Source organism: uncultured Aquabacterium sp. (genome assembly GCF_913773725.1).
In the GTDB taxonomy this organism is placed as follows: Bacteria; Pseudomonadota; Gammaproteobacteria; order Burkholderiales; family Burkholderiaceae_C; genus Aquabacterium.
In genome coordinates this window covers 1-14,261 of record NZ_CAJYGK010000053.1, presented here as the reverse complement: position 1 = coordinate 14,261, position 14,261 = coordinate 1, and the positions used below count along the sequence as shown (strand labels likewise).

The 14,261-nt window shown below is 61.1% G+C and carries 15 protein-coding genes; 7 read left to right on the top strand and 8 right to left on the bottom strand.

All coding sequences use genetic code 11. The features are described 5' to 3' along the window. The first annotated feature begins 61 nt into the window (after window positions 1-61). Both yidD and yidC read left to right on the top strand, forming a co-directional pair. Window positions 62-316 (top strand): membrane protein insertion efficiency factor YidD, encoded by a 255-nt coding sequence (gene yidD, locus QZ709_RS05960; protein WP_294636491.1) that lies wholly within the window; start codon window positions 62-64, stop codon window positions 314-316. Then, window positions 313-2,001, top strand: a complete 1,689-nt coding sequence (gene yidC / locus QZ709_RS05955; protein ID WP_294636340.1) for a membrane protein insertase YidC — start codon at window positions 313-315, stop codon at window positions 1,999-2,001. Before yidD ends, yidC begins: the two co-directional genes overlap by 4 nt. Before the next feature lie 97 nt (window positions 2,002-2,098). Here yidC and QZ709_RS05950 read toward each other — a convergent pair whose 3' ends face one another. Then, entirely contained in the window at window positions 2,099-2,227 is a 129-nt protein-coding gene (locus tag QZ709_RS05950) for a hypothetical protein (protein WP_294636339.1), read from the bottom strand. 121 nt (window positions 2,228-2,348) lie between these two features. Further along, on the bottom strand, window positions 2,349-3,311 hold the full coding sequence (locus QZ709_RS05945; protein WP_294636338.1) for a sterol desaturase family protein: 963 nt from the start codon (window positions 3,309-3,311) through the stop codon (window positions 2,349-2,351). Between the two features lie 127 nt (window positions 3,312-3,438). On the opposite strand from QZ709_RS05945, the gene mnmE reads away from it, so the two are divergent. The 5 genes from mnmE to QZ709_RS05920 all read left to right on the top strand — a co-directional run bounded on the left by mnmE (window position 3,439) and on the right by QZ709_RS05920 (window position 9,495). Next, complete coding sequence (mnmE, locus tag QZ709_RS05940; RefSeq protein WP_294636337.1) at window positions 3,439-4,905, top strand: tRNA uridine-5-carboxymethylaminomethyl(34) synthesis GTPase MnmE; 1,467 nt, start codon at window positions 3,439-3,441, stop codon at window positions 4,903-4,905. Between the two features lie 174 nt (window positions 4,906-5,079). After that, window positions 5,080-6,297 carry an integrase arm-type DNA-binding domain-containing protein gene (locus tag QZ709_RS05935; protein WP_294636336.1) on the top strand — a complete coding sequence of 406 codons (1,218 nt, stop codon included), beginning with the start codon at window positions 5,080-5,082 and terminating at the stop codon, window positions 6,295-6,297. Between the two features lie 993 nt (window positions 6,298-7,290). Then, a complete protein-coding gene (locus QZ709_RS05930) occupies window positions 7,291-7,602 on the top strand; it encodes a DUF4031 domain-containing protein (protein WP_294636335.1) in 312 nt (103 codons plus the stop codon). A 1-nt stretch (window position 7,603) separates the two neighbouring features. Continuing rightward, window positions 7,604-8,824 (top strand): nucleoside triphosphate pyrophosphohydrolase family protein, encoded by a 1,221-nt coding sequence (locus tag QZ709_RS05925; RefSeq protein ID WP_294636334.1) that lies wholly within the window; start codon window positions 7,604-7,606, stop codon window positions 8,822-8,824. Further along, window positions 8,821-9,495, top strand: a complete 675-nt coding sequence (locus QZ709_RS05920; RefSeq protein WP_294636333.1) for a uracil-DNA glycosylase — start codon at window positions 8,821-8,823, stop codon at window positions 9,493-9,495. The genes QZ709_RS05925 and QZ709_RS05920 overlap by 4 nt, the downstream gene beginning before the upstream one ends. Here the strand turns inward: QZ709_RS05920 and QZ709_RS05915 are convergent. The 6 genes from QZ709_RS05915 to QZ709_RS05895 all read right to left on the bottom strand — a co-directional run bounded on the left by QZ709_RS05915 (window position 9,465) and on the right by QZ709_RS05895 (window position 14,092). Beyond that, window positions 9,465-10,334, bottom strand: coding sequence for a hypothetical protein (locus tag QZ709_RS05915; protein WP_294636332.1), 870 nt, complete (start codon window positions 10,332-10,334; stop codon window positions 9,465-9,467). The genes QZ709_RS05920 and QZ709_RS05915 overlap by 31 nt on opposite strands. 2 nt (window positions 10,335-10,336) lie before the next feature. Continuing rightward, entirely contained in the window at window positions 10,337-10,978 is a 642-nt protein-coding gene (locus QZ709_RS21290; RefSeq protein ID WP_366937150.1) for a C1 family peptidase, read from the bottom strand. Window positions 10,979-10,980: 2 nt separating this feature from the next. Then, window positions 10,981-12,000: an ImmA/IrrE family metallo-endopeptidase gene (locus tag QZ709_RS05910; protein WP_294636331.1), complete on the bottom strand. Its 1,020-nt coding sequence runs from the start codon at window positions 11,998-12,000 to the stop codon at window positions 10,981-10,983. Continuing rightward, window positions 11,997-12,362, bottom strand: coding sequence for a helix-turn-helix transcriptional regulator (locus QZ709_RS05905; protein ID WP_294636330.1), 366 nt, complete (start codon window positions 12,360-12,362; stop codon window positions 11,997-11,999). Before QZ709_RS05905 ends, QZ709_RS05910 begins: the two co-directional genes overlap by 4 nt. Continuing rightward, complete coding sequence (locus QZ709_RS05900; RefSeq protein WP_294636329.1) at window positions 12,359-12,622, bottom strand: hypothetical protein; 264 nt, start codon at window positions 12,620-12,622, stop codon at window positions 12,359-12,361. Before QZ709_RS05900 ends, QZ709_RS05905 begins: the two co-directional genes overlap by 4 nt. 339 nt (window positions 12,623-12,961) lie before the next feature. Next, window positions 12,962-14,092, bottom strand: a complete 1,131-nt coding sequence (locus QZ709_RS05895) for a hypothetical protein (protein ID WP_294636328.1) — start codon at window positions 14,090-14,092, stop codon at window positions 12,962-12,964. Window positions 14,093-14,261: the final 169 nt, after the last annotated feature.

Here is a 14,261-nt window from a genome sequence, read left to right as displayed (position 1 = left end):
TCCCGGGCTCTGGCTTCGGCGCGTGTGTGCCGTGGCGGGCCGGTCTGTCAACGCCGTGCTCATGGGTGTGGTGCGTGCCTACCGCTTCTTCCTCAGTCCGTGGCTGGGATCGGCCTGCCGGTTCACACCGACCTGTTCGCAGTACGCGCTGCAGGCTCTCGAACGCCATGGACCCGCGGCGGGCAGCTACCTGGCTGCCCGCCGTCTGCTGCGTTGCCATCCGGCCTGTGCCGGTGGCCACGACCCGGTGCCCGAAGGGGTACCAGGTCTGTTTTCCCGTCATTGCAACCCTTCGTCGGATTCACCTCGCTCATGAATGATCTGCGTCGCACCCTGCTGTGGTCGGTGTTTGCCGTCTCACTGCTGATGTTGTGGGATGGCTGGCTGCGGCACACCGGCCAGCCCTCCTTGTTCGCGCCTGCCCCTGCGGTGGCGACGGCACCGGCCTCGGCGGCCGCCCAGGGTGCGGTGCCTGCACCGGGGGCCAGCCTGCCGGGCGGTGCAGCCCAGGTGGCCACCGCAGCGTCGGGTGCGGCCTCCGCGCCGGCCGTGCCGCGTGAACTGGTGACCATCACCACCGACGTGGTCAAAGCCACGGTCGACAGCGATGGCGGCAGCCTGGTCAAGGTCGAGTTGCTCAAGCACCAGGACCAGCACGAAACCGGCCGCAACATGGTCGTGCTCGACAAGACGGCCACCCACACCTATGTGGCCGAGTCCGGTCTGATCGGTCAGCGCGCTGGCGAGACGCTGCCCAACCACACCACGCCTTACACGGTGCTGCCCGGCGAACGCACGCTGGCGAACGGCGCCGATGCGCTGACGCTCAAGCTCGAGTCGCAGCCGGTCAATGGCGTCAAGCTGGTCAAGACCTACACGTTCAAGCGGGGCGACTACGCCATCGGCGTGAAGCAGGAAGTGGTGAACGGCTCGGGCGCCACGGTGCGGCCCCAGGTCTACCTGCAGCTGACGCGCGACCGCAGTGATCCCGCAGCAGCAACCGGCCCGGCATTCCTGGGCGGACCGGTCGCCTACACCGGCATGGCCGTCTACAACGAGAAGGGCAAGTACCAGAAGCTGTCGTTCGACGACCTCGACAAGGACAAGGCGACCTTCGAGAAGGCGGACAAGAGTGGCTGGGTGGCCATGGTGCAGCACCATTTCGCGTCGGCCTGGCTGCAGAACGAGCCGATCGAGCGCGAGTTCTTTGGCAAGAAGATCGGCACCAACCTGTATGCCACGGGCATGCTGTTCAATCTGGGTGACGTGGCGGCGGGCCAGACCAAGGCCTTCGAATCGACGCTGTTTGTCGGTCCTCAGGAAGAAAACAAGCTCAAGGCCCTGGCCGAAGGCCTGGAGTACACCAAGGACTACGGTTGGACGCACATCATGGCGGCGCCGCTGTTCTGGCTGCTCGACAAGCTGCACGGCATCCTGGGCAACTGGGGCTGGGCGATCGTGGCACTGGTGGTGCTGCTGAAGGCCGCTTTCTACTGGCTGAACGCGAGCGCCTACCGCTCGATGGCCAAGATGAAGGCCCTGAACCCCCGCATCCAGCAGCTGCGCGAAAACCTCAAGGACAACCCGCAGCAGATGCAGCAGGAGATGCTGAAGATCTACCGCGAGGAAAAGGTCAACCCGATCGGCGGCTGCCTGCCCATCCTGATCCAGATCCCGGTGTTCATCGCGCTGTACTCGGTGCTGTCGTCGTCGGTCGAGATCCGCAATGCCCCGTGGATCGGCTGGATCACCGACCTGTCGGTCAAGGACCCGTTCTTCGTGCTGCCGGCGCTGATGACGGCCTCGACCCTGCTGCAGACCTGGCTGAACCCGACGCCGCCGGACCCCGTCCAGGCCAAGATGATGTGGATCATGCCGCTGCTGTTCAGCGTGATGTTCTTCTTCTTCCCGGCCGGTCTGGTGCTGTACTGGCTGACCAACAACATCCTGTCGATCGGCCAGCAGTGGATGATCAACAAGCAACTGGGTGTGCAGAACTGAACACCCCCGCCTGAATGACAAAGCCGCCTGCGCAGTGATGCCAGGCGGCTTTTTTCATGCTCGGCCGCAAAGGCCGGCGCGGGCGAGAGCAGGGCGTTCAGTCGCGCTTGTGTCGGCGGCTCATCAGCATGGCAGCGGCCACGCCAGCCAGGCCAAGGGCCCAGAACGAGGGATCCTGGTTGTCAGGACCGCGAAACAGCAGAAAGTCCTGGATCAGTTCGAGCATGGTGGTTTCCTCCGTGAGACCAAGTGCAATTGGTGCATTGCAACAATGATGCCATGGTGTAAACCCTTAATGACGCCCCGATGACACGACCTGCACCGCAACGTGGCGGCGCCGCGCCAGTTCAGGGCGCGGTGGCCGGCCGGCCTGTGCCGTCGTGGTGCGACACCGAGGCAGCCGATGCAAGGCCCGCAGCCGCATCTTCTTGAGCCCGGCGAGCCTTGATCCGCCCCCAGGCCAGCGGTACCGTCTGTTGCCCGGCAAAGCTGTGCAGCGGGTAGTGCCGCTCGTCGAACAACCCCAGTTGGTCTGGCGCGCGTCGGTCGCGGGGGTAGACGAAGGTGCCGAAGAGGTGGTCCCACAGCATCACGATGCTGTAGTTCTTGGCCTCGTCGATGCGGTTGGAATGGTGCCAACGGTGGATTTCGTTGGTGCCGATCAGGTAGTTGAGCCAGCCGAAGCGGAAGCGCACGTTCATGTGCGTGATCGTGGCCAGCACGCTGCCGATCACGCCGCTCAGGATGAAGGCCTCCTGGCTCACCCCGGTCTGGAAGGTGACGAAGACGGGCACGATGCGTCGCCAGATCAGGTCGAGCGGGTGGGCGCGGCTCGCGTTGAGCACGCTCAGGCGGTGGGCGCAATGGTGCACGCTGTGCAGACGCCAGAAGAAGTCGACCTCATGGCCGATGCGGTGGGTGACGTAGAACATGAAGTCGAACACCAGCCAGGCCACCAGCACCTGTGCCCACAACGGCAGGTGGTGGGCGGCCCAGGCGTCGGGCAGCACGCCTTGCTGAAAGAGCAGGCCGGTGCCCGTGAGCGGCACGAGTGCATGGATCACGAAGTTCTGGAAGCCGGTGACCGCGATCAGCATCAGGTTGTGCAGCACGTCGGTCAGCACCTCACCGCGTTCGAAGCGGTTCGGGGTTTCGGGCCACACGTACTGCAGGGCCGTGCAGACGGCGTAGTACGGGAAGAGGAAATGGGTTGCGATCGGGGTGGGGTCGAAGTCGAAGTGCAGCACCGTGGCGATACCGAGCGCCACCGAACCGAACAGAAAGAGCCAGCTGAGAAATTGACGGACCATGCAACGATCTCCATTCACCCTCAGGGTAGGAGGGCCGGCCTGGACCCGTCATCCGGGTTTGCGCGGCGCAGCCCTCGGTTCGGGGGGCCGGGCGGTGACAATGGCGGATGGTGAGGCGACAACGAGGATGAACAAGACGATGGTGAACACGCAGGGGCAGCCCCCGATCGTGGCGGTGGCCACGGCGTCGGGCCGGGGGGCGGTGGGGATCGTGCGGGTGTCGGGACGCGGGCTGGGCGGCCTGGCCCGTGCCCTGTGTGGCCGCGACCTCGTGCCCCGGATGGCCACCTACGGGCCGTTTCGCGACGCCCGGGGCGGTGCCATCGACCACGGACTTGCCTTGTACTTCCCGGCCCCGCACAGCTACACCGGTGAGGACGTGCTGGAGCTGCAGGGCCACGGCGGCCCGGTGGTGATGCAGCTGCTGCTGGCGCGCTGCCTGGAAGCCGCGGCCGAGGTCGACCCTGCTACGGGCCGCGCCTGCCTGCCCGGGCTGCGGCCGGCCGAGCCGGGCGAGTTCACGCAGCGCGCCTTCCTGAACGACAAGATCGACCTGGCCCAGGCCGAGGCGATTGCCGACCTGATCGACGCCAGCACCGAGGCGGCGGCCCGCTCGGCCAGCCGCTCGCTGGGGGGCGCGTTCTCGCGCGAGGTCAATGCGCTGCGCGACCGCATGGTCAACCTGCGCATGCTGGTCGAGGCCACGCTGGACTTCCCGGAAGAAGAGATCGACTTCCTTGAAAAGGCCGATGCCCGCGGCAAGCTCGATGGCCTGGCGGCGGCACTCGATGCCGTGCTGGCGCAGGCCCGCCAGGGCGCGCTGCTGCGCGAAGGCATGCAGGTCGTGCTGGCCGGCCAGCCCAATGCGGGCAAGAGCTCGCTGCTCAATGCACTGGCCGGTGCCGAGCTGGCCATCGTCACGCCGATTGCGGGCACCACGCGCGACAAGGTCAGCGAGACCATCCAGATCCGCGGGGTGCCGCTGCACGTGATCGACACGGCCGGGTTGCGGGCCGAGCACGAGGCGGCCGACGAGGTCGAGCGCATCGGCATGGCACGCAGCTGGGAGGCCATCGGCCAGGCCGATGCAGTGCTGTTCCTGCATGACCTGACCCGGGTGGACGAGCCGGCCTATGCCGCCGCCGATGGCGAGATCCGCGGGCGGCTGCCTCGCGGTGTGCCGGTGGTCCACGTGTTCAACAAGGCCGACACCTTTGAGGCTCCGGGCGAGGCGGCGGCGCGCATGCCGGCCTGGCTGGCGGCGCATGCGGCGCAAGGGGACCAGGCACTGGCCCTGTCGGCCCGCACCGGCGAAGGGCTGGATGCCTTGCGCGACACGCTGCTTTCGCTGGCGGGCTGGCAGGCGGGTGGCGAGGACGTGTTCATCGCCCGGCAGCGGCACGTGCAGGCCCTGCGTGTCGCGCGGGCGCATCTGGCCGAAGCGCAGGCGCATGCCACGATGCAGGATGGGGCTCTGGATCTGCTGGCGGAAGAACTTCGCCTGGCGCACAATGCCCTGGGCGCCATCACCGGCGCCTTTTCCGCCGATGACCTGCTGGGCGAGATCTTCACGCGCTTCTGCATCGGAAAGTAGTTTTTTGTCTAATGGCGTTCAATGGTATCTTGAATTCATAGAAATATCTTTTAAATCAATGACTTGATTGTCTTTGATTGTCTGAAGGGATCTATGGACATCTCGACTTCTTAGGTACACAATTTGGTACACGCATGAGGTGTGCGTGTGTGACGTGTACCAAAAGGTTCTTGAATGCCACGACAAGCCACTCCACTGACAGACACCAAGATTCGTTCTTTGAAGCCAAGGGTGGATCGCTACCGTGTCAGTGATATCGGTGGACTACTGATCGAAGTGATGCCCAGCGGCACCAAGATCTGGCGCTATCGCTACCAGCTTCATGGTGTTCGCCAACCGACATTGACGATTGGCAACTACCCGGAGATCAGCCTGGCCGATGCCAGAAAGCAGAAGGATGAGTGGGCTGCTTTGGTTGCTCGGGGGGAGTCTCCAAAGCGAGCTGTTCAGGCGGTCAAAGCTGCTCACAAAAATACCGTCAAGGTTTTTGGGTTGGATTGGCTTGACGACCAACTCAAAGGCAAGTCGGACAGCTACGTGAAGACGATGCGTCGCGTGTTCGAGAAGGACATCATTCCGACGATGGGTCAGATGCCACTGTCGGAAGTCAAGCCTGCGGACATCCTGAACTTGTGCGACCGCATCAAGTCACGGGGCTCTCCCCAGATGGCGCTGTTAACGCGAAACGTACTGAGACGCATGTACGACTTCGCTGTTGCTCGCCAGATGGTGGATACCAACCCAGCGACTGCGCTCGTAGCAAGGTTCATTGCCTCTGCCGAAAGTCGAACTCGGGCCTTGAGCGCGAAGGAGATTGGCGATGTGATGCGCAGCATTTACGCGTCTGATGCCAGGCGAGGTGTGAAGCTGGCATTGCACCTGCTGCTGATCACGATGGTTCGGAAAACGGAACTCACCGAAGCGCCGTGGACTGAGTTCGACTTCGATGCGGGGATCTGGGACATCCATGCTGATCGCATGAAGAAGGACAAGCCACACAGGGTGTATCTGTCTGATCAGGCCAAGGCGATGTTCCTGGAGCTCAAGCGACTCTCCAATGGCTCAGCCTATGTGTTTCCGAGCACTCACGGGAGCGAGGACCGTCCCATCCACAGCAGCACGCTGAACCAGGCAATCCGGGCGATGTCGATGGACGTGCAGCATTTTGTTCTTCACGATTTCCGGCGAACGGCTTCGACTCACCTCCACGAGATGGGACACTCCTCTGATGCCATTGAGCTGGCTCTGGCGCACAAGATCTCCGGGATCAAAGGTGTGTACAACCGTGCTGAGTACGCCAACCAGAGGCGAATGATTCTGCAAGCCTGGGCAGACTTTGTGGATGCTCAGATGCACACAGGAACTGTCACGCCGATTTTTAGCAGGGCTTAAGATTTGCAACCGGCTAGCAGCGGATGGCCACGGCTTGCCAATCAATGTCAGTGCTAGCCTGGCTGCTGCTCTTTATGCGATTGGCCAAAGGATGTCTGCGCTGATCTCAAGCTGACATTGATTGGGCGCGATTTATACGGGCGTGTCGATCCGCCATGCGTACGGCGTCCAATGACGGCATCTGAAAGCGGCGAACTGGTTCTGTTGCCCGCTCTATTGGCGGCATGTACTGACTACAACTTGTCGCTTCCCCGCAGCCAATCGCATGCCACTCGTGGGGCCTTTCAAGGCTGATGTGAGCGTTTGGGCTGCTGCCGGTTCTGTGGACACCGACCTAAGCTTCTTGAGCTTTCTCGAACTGTATCGGACCGACGTAGCCCAGCGTTGTGGGCCTCAGCCCTGAGCAAGGCCTCCACGGCTGTCAGGTGCCATGGCGATTTCAGGCTGATTGCGGACTGTCAGGCTGAGTCTCCGCGACCATGGTTATGGATTCACTCCACCCGTTCGCTCGGCGGTGTGCGTGAGACATTTTCAGCGAGCAGCAGTTCGTTCGTAAGCAGCTTAGCTGTTTGTCTTAGCTCGACGTCTGAGGCGACCGCTTCCGCGCGTGCCTTGCTCTGACCGATGACTCAAGTACGTCGAATAGGCGAGCGAAGGCTGTTGCGCTGCCTGGCAGCTCCTCAATCAAAGCGTCGAACCGTGCACTGAGTAGGCGTCCGGGGGGGCTTGCATTGGACAGTTGAGGATGTGAGACATCTAAGTATTCGCACAGCGTTCGCACATTATTGCTAACCACTTTGAAGGCACCTCGCTCACAGCGGCTCACCTGAGAGTGGTGAAGTCCGGTAGCGAGTCCAACCTCAATCAAGCTCCTATTTGAGCGAAGTCGGGCAGCCTTGATGAGCGCACCTATGGCGATCGCTTCGGCTGGTGTGAGCTTGTTGCGCATTGTGTGAATTATGTGCCAATATTGGCAAACTGGAAAAAGAGACGATGACTATCTACGTGGACAACGAGCGCATTGAGTGGCGCGGAAAGCTCTGGTGCCATCTCGTTGCAGACTCGCTCGAAGAGCTGCACGAGTTCGCGGCGACTCTTGGCTTGCGCCGAAGCTGGTTCCAAGGCAAGGCCTCTTATCCACACTATGACGTGACGACGACCGTGCGCGACCGTGCATTGCAGCTAGGTGCCACGCCCGGTTCCAAGGTGCAGATCATTGCCTGCGCTAAGCGCCTTCGTGAGGAGTTGCGTCCAAGCCCACCCGCCCATCTCAGCAATGGCGACAGGCTACAGAGGATGGCCTAAGATGGCTGCGCTGTGTGTGAAAGAGATGCCGCTGTCGGTCGCTGACTACTTTGCCAAGGCCGGGGACACGAACCGATTTCGCGATGAGCCGGACGGCGTCACTCAGCTGTGCTTCGGTCTGTTCGGAGAGATCGGAAGCTTGTTGGCGGCGCTGAAGAAGGTTAGCCGCGACAAGTTGTTGGAATCGGAAACGCATTTCGCTGCGGAAGAAATTGGCGATGCGCTCTGGTACTTAGTGAGCCTGGCCCACCACGGCGGTGTGGAGCCCGACTTGCTGGCTGCAGCCTGCATACTGGGCTTGCGGAGGAGGCTCAATGAAGCCGAGATCAGGCCAGAAGGTGGAGTCTCCTTTGAGGAGATTGACAGCTTGGCGGAGTTGCACCGAGTCAAGTTTGAAGGGCAACGGGAGAATCTGTTGCGCGAGCTAGCCGCGGCCGCTGGCGCGCTTACCGCGTCGTCTCAACAGAACTTCAAGAGCTGGACGCCCGAGAAGGTTGCCGATACGTTAGGCGGGCTGATGGCCCAGCTCGCCTTGGTGGCCCGATGTTTCCAATTCGGGCTGGCCGCCGCCGCCCGGGAGAATCTGAATAAAATCAAGGATCGGTGGCCGGGCGATAATCCGGAGTTCTGCCGGCTCTTCGACGCCTCAGGCTGCGAAGAGCATGAACGGCTGCCACGCCAGTTTGAAATCGAGTTCATCACCCGCAAGGTGGGAAATCGGACGGTCGTCGTGCAACAGCTCAATGGAGTCAACATCGGCGATCCGCTCACCGACAACAGTCACGTACCCGACGGGTACAGCTACCACGACGTGTTCCATCTCTCCTACGTTGCCCACTTGGGCTGGTCGCCAGTCATCCGCGCCTTACTGAAGCTCAAGCGCAAGTCGCGCTCGCAGGTCGACGAGAACGAAGATGGGGCGCGAGCCATCATTATCGAAGAGGGCATCGCGACCTGGATCTTCAACCATGCACATGCCCGAGGTGACTTTGAGGGCGTCCAGATCGGCAAGTTGGAGTTTGGCCTGCTGAAGCAGGTTCGCGCCATGGTCCAAGGATATGAGGTTCACCAGTGCCCTTGGTGGCAATGGGAACTCGCGATCTTGCGCGGTTTCGAGGTTTTCCGTGAACTGCGGGAGCATAAGCGCGGCATCGTGTCCGTGGACATGGTGAAGCGCACGCTGACCTTCAGGCCAACTAGCGAACCCCGGGTGGCGGAATGACGCCCACTAGCTTTGTCCAGGCGCTTGCCGCCATTCAACTTCCTAATGTGTTCAATCCCTACGCCGACACCTGCCCCGTTCACGATCGGGCGGATGCGGTGTTGGTACGGCGTCGAAGCCTGAGAACATTGCTGAGCGCTGCCCAGGAACTGGGCATCGACACGGTCTGGATGGGGCGCGATCTCGGTTACCGCGGTGGGCGACGCACTGGCTTGGCGTTGACTGACGAGGTGCGCCTCGCGCGGTTTTCGGACGTCTATCCCGGCGCAACTGCGGCAAAGTCAACGCTTGGCCCCGCAGTAGCTGAACGAACTGCTACCGAGATCTGGGCTATCTTGGCGCAACTCGATCTGCCGCCGCTGCTGTGGAACGTGTTCCCGTTCCATCCGCATGAGCCGGGTCAGCCGTTCACCAACCGCAAGTTCACGGCAGCTGAACTGAAGGTCGCTGACGAACTCAATCGGCAGCTGCTCTCATGGCTGGGCATTCGCCGCATCATTGCTATCGGGCAGGACGCAGCCCACTACGCTGGCCAGTTTGGCGTCAAGGTCGAATGCGTCCGGCATCCGAGCTATGGCGGGGTCACGGAGTTCCGAGATGGTATCCGTCGCCTTTACGGCCTCAAGCAACCGCTCGTTCCTCAGGTAGCAATGCAGGCTTCGCTGCTCTGAGCTGGCGTCTGTCCTAGAGCCACCTCCGTATCCAGCTTGCTCGCTTGGATGACCCTGGCAAGCGCGGCTCGGCCAGAGGTCACCCCACCCCAGCTCTCAGAATAGTCCAAGTGCGCGTCTGTCGAGATACAGGTCAACTGGCCTACCTGCACGCCGGCCTCCTTGGCCACAAACTGCATCAGGTGGCTCAGTCCGATCAGGTTGCCCAGTGCCCGCTGCAAGTAGTAATGGGAGCGGTAGATTGCCGTGAGATTGAGCGTGCGCTTACCCACCAATTTGAACGTCAGATGGCTCAGGCAGGGGTAGTTTGAGACCATGCGACCGTCACGCGTCGGGCAGTAAAGCGGCACTTCCCCAAAAGCGCTGTCGTCGACAAGGTCGGACGGTGCATGGACGCCGAGCTCATAGTTCGATTGGTACCCGGTGCCGCTTCCCGCTGCTTTGCGCAGTTTTGCGATGACGAGCTGGAGTGGGTTGATGAAGGTGCCCGACTTCTTTCCAGGACGCTGCATCAGTCGCATGGCGTAGGTTCCCCAGGTGCCGGACTCTTGGGCTCGCGCCATGATGGCCAGGAATCGGCTCGGGAGTTCTTCTGCGCCAACCTTGAGATACAGCCGGTAAGGAAAGATCGTCCCTGCCACGGTCTGCACGCTCAGGTCACAGTGCCTGCGTAGCATCTCATCGACGACAGCAATCGCTGCCCGGTCACCGACGGAAAGCGTCGTTGGATTGGTAATCTCCAAAAGCACGTTCTGGTCGCGTCTCCTGTGATCTTCTAGATGCTGAACAGCAGCCAGCCACGTCGGCAAGATTCGACCTTTCGCGATGACAGCGCTCATGTTTATCCCCCAAAGGCTTCCAGGACATGTAGGTTAATGAACGGCTCCGGCAACCAGGCATGACCGGCAAGAGCCCAAGCTGAGCCCCAGCTGTTCCTAATCAACAGGTAGCGAGAGCCCGATATTGGCTCAGTCCCCCAGCCCACCGCGAGGATCGCGTGATAGGCGTCGGGGATAGCCAGCGTCTCGTGGGCCACAACTCCGCCAATGGGATTAAAGAGCCCCGGTGTTACTCGAGTCACAAGGCCAACAGGCGCACCTTGCGAGAGGCCGTCGATAACGGACTGCATTGCAGTCTGGCGAACGCGGACTTTACTGCTGAACAGGCACGCGCCATTCGGTGTTGCGGGCGTGCCCACTCCGGTCGGCTCGCCGGGTTGGTAAGGGAATACCGTCTCAAAGGGCTGGCCAGGCGATGAGACCGCTTGAATCGCAGCCGAGGTGAGGAGACCCTGTCCAGGCTGCCACCCGGGAATGAGCGTGCCGGCGGATTGGTACAAGAACTCGGCGCTCAGGACATCGGGTGCGTCGGCCCTGACACGATTCAAATCCGACATAGCGAACGCCATGCAGGTGCTGCGCTGGCCCTGATCGCGTGCTGGTCCGAGCGTCGCCGACAGATCAACAATGGGCTGTATGGCCATCGTCACGCCGCCCCTTCAACGAGACGCCTACGAGTGCCGCGGCTTAGTCCTTCGGACAGGGTCTCGTACTGGGCTCGCAATGCGAACCTGTCGCGCGCTTCACCGCTTACCCACGGCTGCCTCTCGGCGAGCTGCACTGGTAGCACCGCATCGGTGTTCATCGCCCCGGCGCTTGGTTCAAGCAGGTAGGCCGAGTTCGGCGCTCCGCCGACCATCACTGGGACGCTGGGCCTAGCCACGGCGCTAGCATCGATGAGGACAGGCCTGATCGTGAAGCCGGCGGCTGATGCCTCCTCGGCCGTCCACACATAGCCCGCGCTGGCGTGGTTTGGTAACTCTACGACGAAGCGATCACTGGCACGCGGCTCGATGATGCAGTCCTGATCGCTCGGATCAAGAACCCAGACGTCGCCTCCCTGCGGAGCTGCGAGTCCGCCGGGCGACGCTTCCTTGAGCGACTTGGGACTGATACGGCTCATAGCCTGCGCGGAGCCCGCATCCAGCAATGCAAGGTTGTTGAGCGACCAAACCATGGCTGCATAGCTGACGCCAAGCCGCAACGAGAGCTGGTACACGACGCCTGCTTGTTGGAGATGCCCACGCCCCCAACCTTTGCGCCGCATCATGTGGGCTACCAGCCACTTGGGCATGAGTAACTTGTAGGCGAACTCGTTTGCCGCGCGCTCTTCCGGTGAGGCCGTATTTCCATAGTCCAAATCCTCGTCTGTCTTGGTGCCATGGCCCAGAAAGAAATGCCCAAGCTCGTGAGCACAAGTCAGATGAACCATGCCGATGGGGCGCTGAGAGTTCACCAGAATGCCGGGTGACTCCTCCTCCTTCAGGAATGCGCCGAGCAGCTTTTCCAGCGGCCGTACCATCACCGGCACTCCGTCGCCCTCTGCGATGGCAATTGGGTCGATCCTGGTGTAGCCATCTTCCAGGATTCGGCGCTTGGCGGCGGCCTCCTCAAGTACCTCGCCAGCCCGCTTGGCCGCCTGTAGAAGCTGGTCGCGCAAGTTCATTTCCTGCTCCGTGATCCTTTGCTGCCTCCAGAGGCGCGCAAAAACTCGGCAAAGCGAGCCACTTCCTCCAGGTCCTTACTGGAGAGCCCTTGAAGCGCACGGGCTGCGAAGGCCACCTTGCTATCGACCTTTGCTTGCTCGCCGTTAAGGAAGAAGCCTGCTGGCTTGCCGTACAGCCGCGCCAGCTGCTCCAGTTCGATAGCTTCGACCTTGCGGGTTCCAGATTCGATATTGGTAACGGCCGGCCTGGACACCTTCAGGGCCGCTGCCACTTCATCTTGTGAGAGTCCTAGGTACTCTCGGGCTTCACGCAAACGAGCCGCCATGGCGGCTCGTTGTGCTGAGGGATCTTCATCGCTCATGAGTGCTCCTCGACGTAAGTGAGCACGCGGGTGGTGAGGTCGCTGATGAAGTGCTCTTGATCGTTGTAGCCGCCTCGCCGAATCACCTGACCCGACGGCAGCTCCATCCCAACAATCTTCTCGACGGCTATCAGCGCTTCGACAGCCGTCATAGAGTCCATCGCCGCAACTAGGTCGTCGATCGATGTGGAACTGCCATCGACACTGATGGATTGCTCGTCCCAAAAGCTCTTGAGCGCCTCTCTGATCTGTCTGACCAAGCCTTCGTCTACCAAGCCACACCCCCGCGACGCGTTTTGTTTTCGAACACCGTGCCGTAAGAATATCGTACGAAACGCTTACCCGTCAAGCTCAACAGGGAGTGCTTGGCTACGATTGGTAGTTGCGGCGCGTATTGAGCGATGGGCTGTCTCCAATGCTGTCGCCTCGATCTGACGCTGGCCTCCGAGTGGCGGGGAGCTGTCTCTGGAGCCGAGGGTGGCAAGCGGCGGCAATCGCTGCCTTGCAGCCCCTCATCGACATTAGTCTGTGACCGGTGTAGCCATGGCCAGCATTTGAACTTTTGTGGTTTCAACGTGGACTCCAACTTGCAAGTTGGTTCAAGTATCACCGACACCGTGATCCGACTGTTGAAGGACGTAGTTTCGTTCGAGCGGCAATCCAGCGAGCGTCTCGACCGATGTCGTTAATCGCCGTGCGCCCGTTGTGGTGCCCAGCTTCAAGTCCTGAAACAACTGAATGATGCGATCCTTGATGACAGCCTGAGCGGCGAGCCATTCCAAGGACGAAGCCCCTTTGTTTGACGCAATGAGGAAGTCAACGGCAAATGCCAGAGCGCGAGCATGCAGGCCGAGGTTTCGCAGGGGCTTAGGATCTTTCAGCCTTGCTGTGACCTCGTTGATCGTGTCGACCGTAAGCATCTCGCCTCGGGCACAACGCTGCAGGTGGCTGTCAGGAGAGGGGCCAGACATGCCAGCCCGTGTGGCAAGCGACGCCAAGTCCTTGGCTCGGTAGTTGTGTCGAACCAAGTCGAGCCAGTTTCTGAACACGTGGGAGTCACCGCTACACAAGTTGGCTAAATGGGCGGCTGCGTGTCGCTTTTGTTCCCAGTCCGAACTGAACACAAGGGGCAGTAACGTTGTGGCCAGTACGCTGTACAGGATCCGATCGACAAAACGATATTCCGGCTCACCCAGGTCGCAGACCTGCTCAGACCACCACAGCGCTGGTTTGGAAATCAGTTCGGCCTGACAGTGGACACACTTTAGCGATCCAGATGACAGTGTCCGCATAACTTGGAATAGCGCTCCCTCTGCCACTCTTGTGTACTGAGCAAGTTCCGCGATCAAAACGCCTTCTTTCATTTTGATCGCCAGAAGCGCCAGCACTTCTTCGCTTCCACCCACGGCGTTCAGCAGTCGCTTGCGAACCGCAGGTGTCGTCTCGACTCTTTGCAGTGCGTAATTCTGGAAGTTCTTGAAATCCCGCCCGAAGCCATTCCGGATGTATGCCAAGTACGTTCGACGACCAGTCAGAAAGTTAGCTAGGAAGTCATCACTCGGAAGTCCTGCTTTGAGGGGCTCGAGCCCCAGGGAGGTCGGGAAGAGCCTCATCGGGCGACGCAAGGTAAGCGGCTCAAATGGCTGGCTCAGTCCGCTTTGAAGAATCTGGCCAACAGTCGGTGTATGCATTTCCACGTTTCCTCTGTCGCGCAACTTCGATTGCTTCAAGATCAATTCCGACGCCCGACAAGAACGCCGCCAATCGGTCGGCTAGCAGGCTGCGGAAATACCCAACGGGCGCAGCTTCGCTGCTGACGCAAGGGCTCGTTTTTCGATGATGCGGGTCGACTCCGACGCCAAAACACCCCATTTCAAGCCCATTTTGGCCTGATCTGAG

Excerpts from the sequence above, each read along its gene's own strand:
- QZ709_RS05950 (WP_294636339.1), bottom strand. The coding sequence starts at position 2,227 with ATGCTCGAACTGATCCAGGACTTTCTGCTGTTTCGCGGTCCTGACAAC.
- QZ709_RS05925 (WP_294636334.1), top strand. The coding sequence starts at position 7,604 with ATGGCTGCGCTGTGTGTGAAAGAGATGCCGCTGTCGGTCGCTGACTAC.
- mnmE (WP_294636337.1), top strand. The coding sequence starts at position 3,439 with ATGAACAAGACGATGGTGAACACGCAGGGGCAGCCCCCGATCGTGGCG.
- yidC (WP_294636340.1), top strand. The coding sequence starts at position 313 with ATGAATGATCTGCGTCGCACCCTGCTGTGGTCGGTGTTTGCCGTCTCA.
- yidD (WP_294636491.1), top strand. The coding sequence starts at position 62 with ATGGGTGTGGTGCGTGCCTACCGCTTCTTCCTCAGTCCGTGGCTGGGA.
- QZ709_RS05945 (WP_294636338.1), bottom strand. The coding sequence starts at position 3,311 with ATGGTCCGTCAATTTCTCAGCTGGCTCTTTCTGTTCGGTTCGGTGGCG.
- QZ709_RS05910 (WP_294636331.1), bottom strand. The coding sequence starts at position 12,000 with ATGAACTTGCGCGACCAGCTTCTACAGGCGGCCAAGCGGGCTGGCGAG.
- QZ709_RS05905 (WP_294636330.1), bottom strand. The coding sequence starts at position 12,362 with ATGAGCGATGAAGATCCCTCAGCACAACGAGCCGCCATGGCGGCTCGT.
- QZ709_RS05920 (WP_294636333.1), top strand. The coding sequence starts at position 8,821 with ATGACGCCCACTAGCTTTGTCCAGGCGCTTGCCGCCATTCAACTTCCT.
- QZ709_RS05930 (WP_294636335.1), top strand. The coding sequence starts at position 7,291 with ATGACTATCTACGTGGACAACGAGCGCATTGAGTGGCGCGGAAAGCTC.
- QZ709_RS05915 (WP_294636332.1), bottom strand. The coding sequence starts at position 10,334 with ATGAGCGCTGTCATCGCGAAAGGTCGAATCTTGCCGACGTGGCTGGCT.
- QZ709_RS05935 (WP_294636336.1), top strand. The coding sequence starts at position 5,080 with ATGCCACGACAAGCCACTCCACTGACAGACACCAAGATTCGTTCTTTG.
- QZ709_RS21290 (WP_366937150.1), bottom strand. The coding sequence starts at position 10,978 with ATGGCCATACAGCCCATTGTTGATCTGTCGGCGACGCTCGGACCAGCA.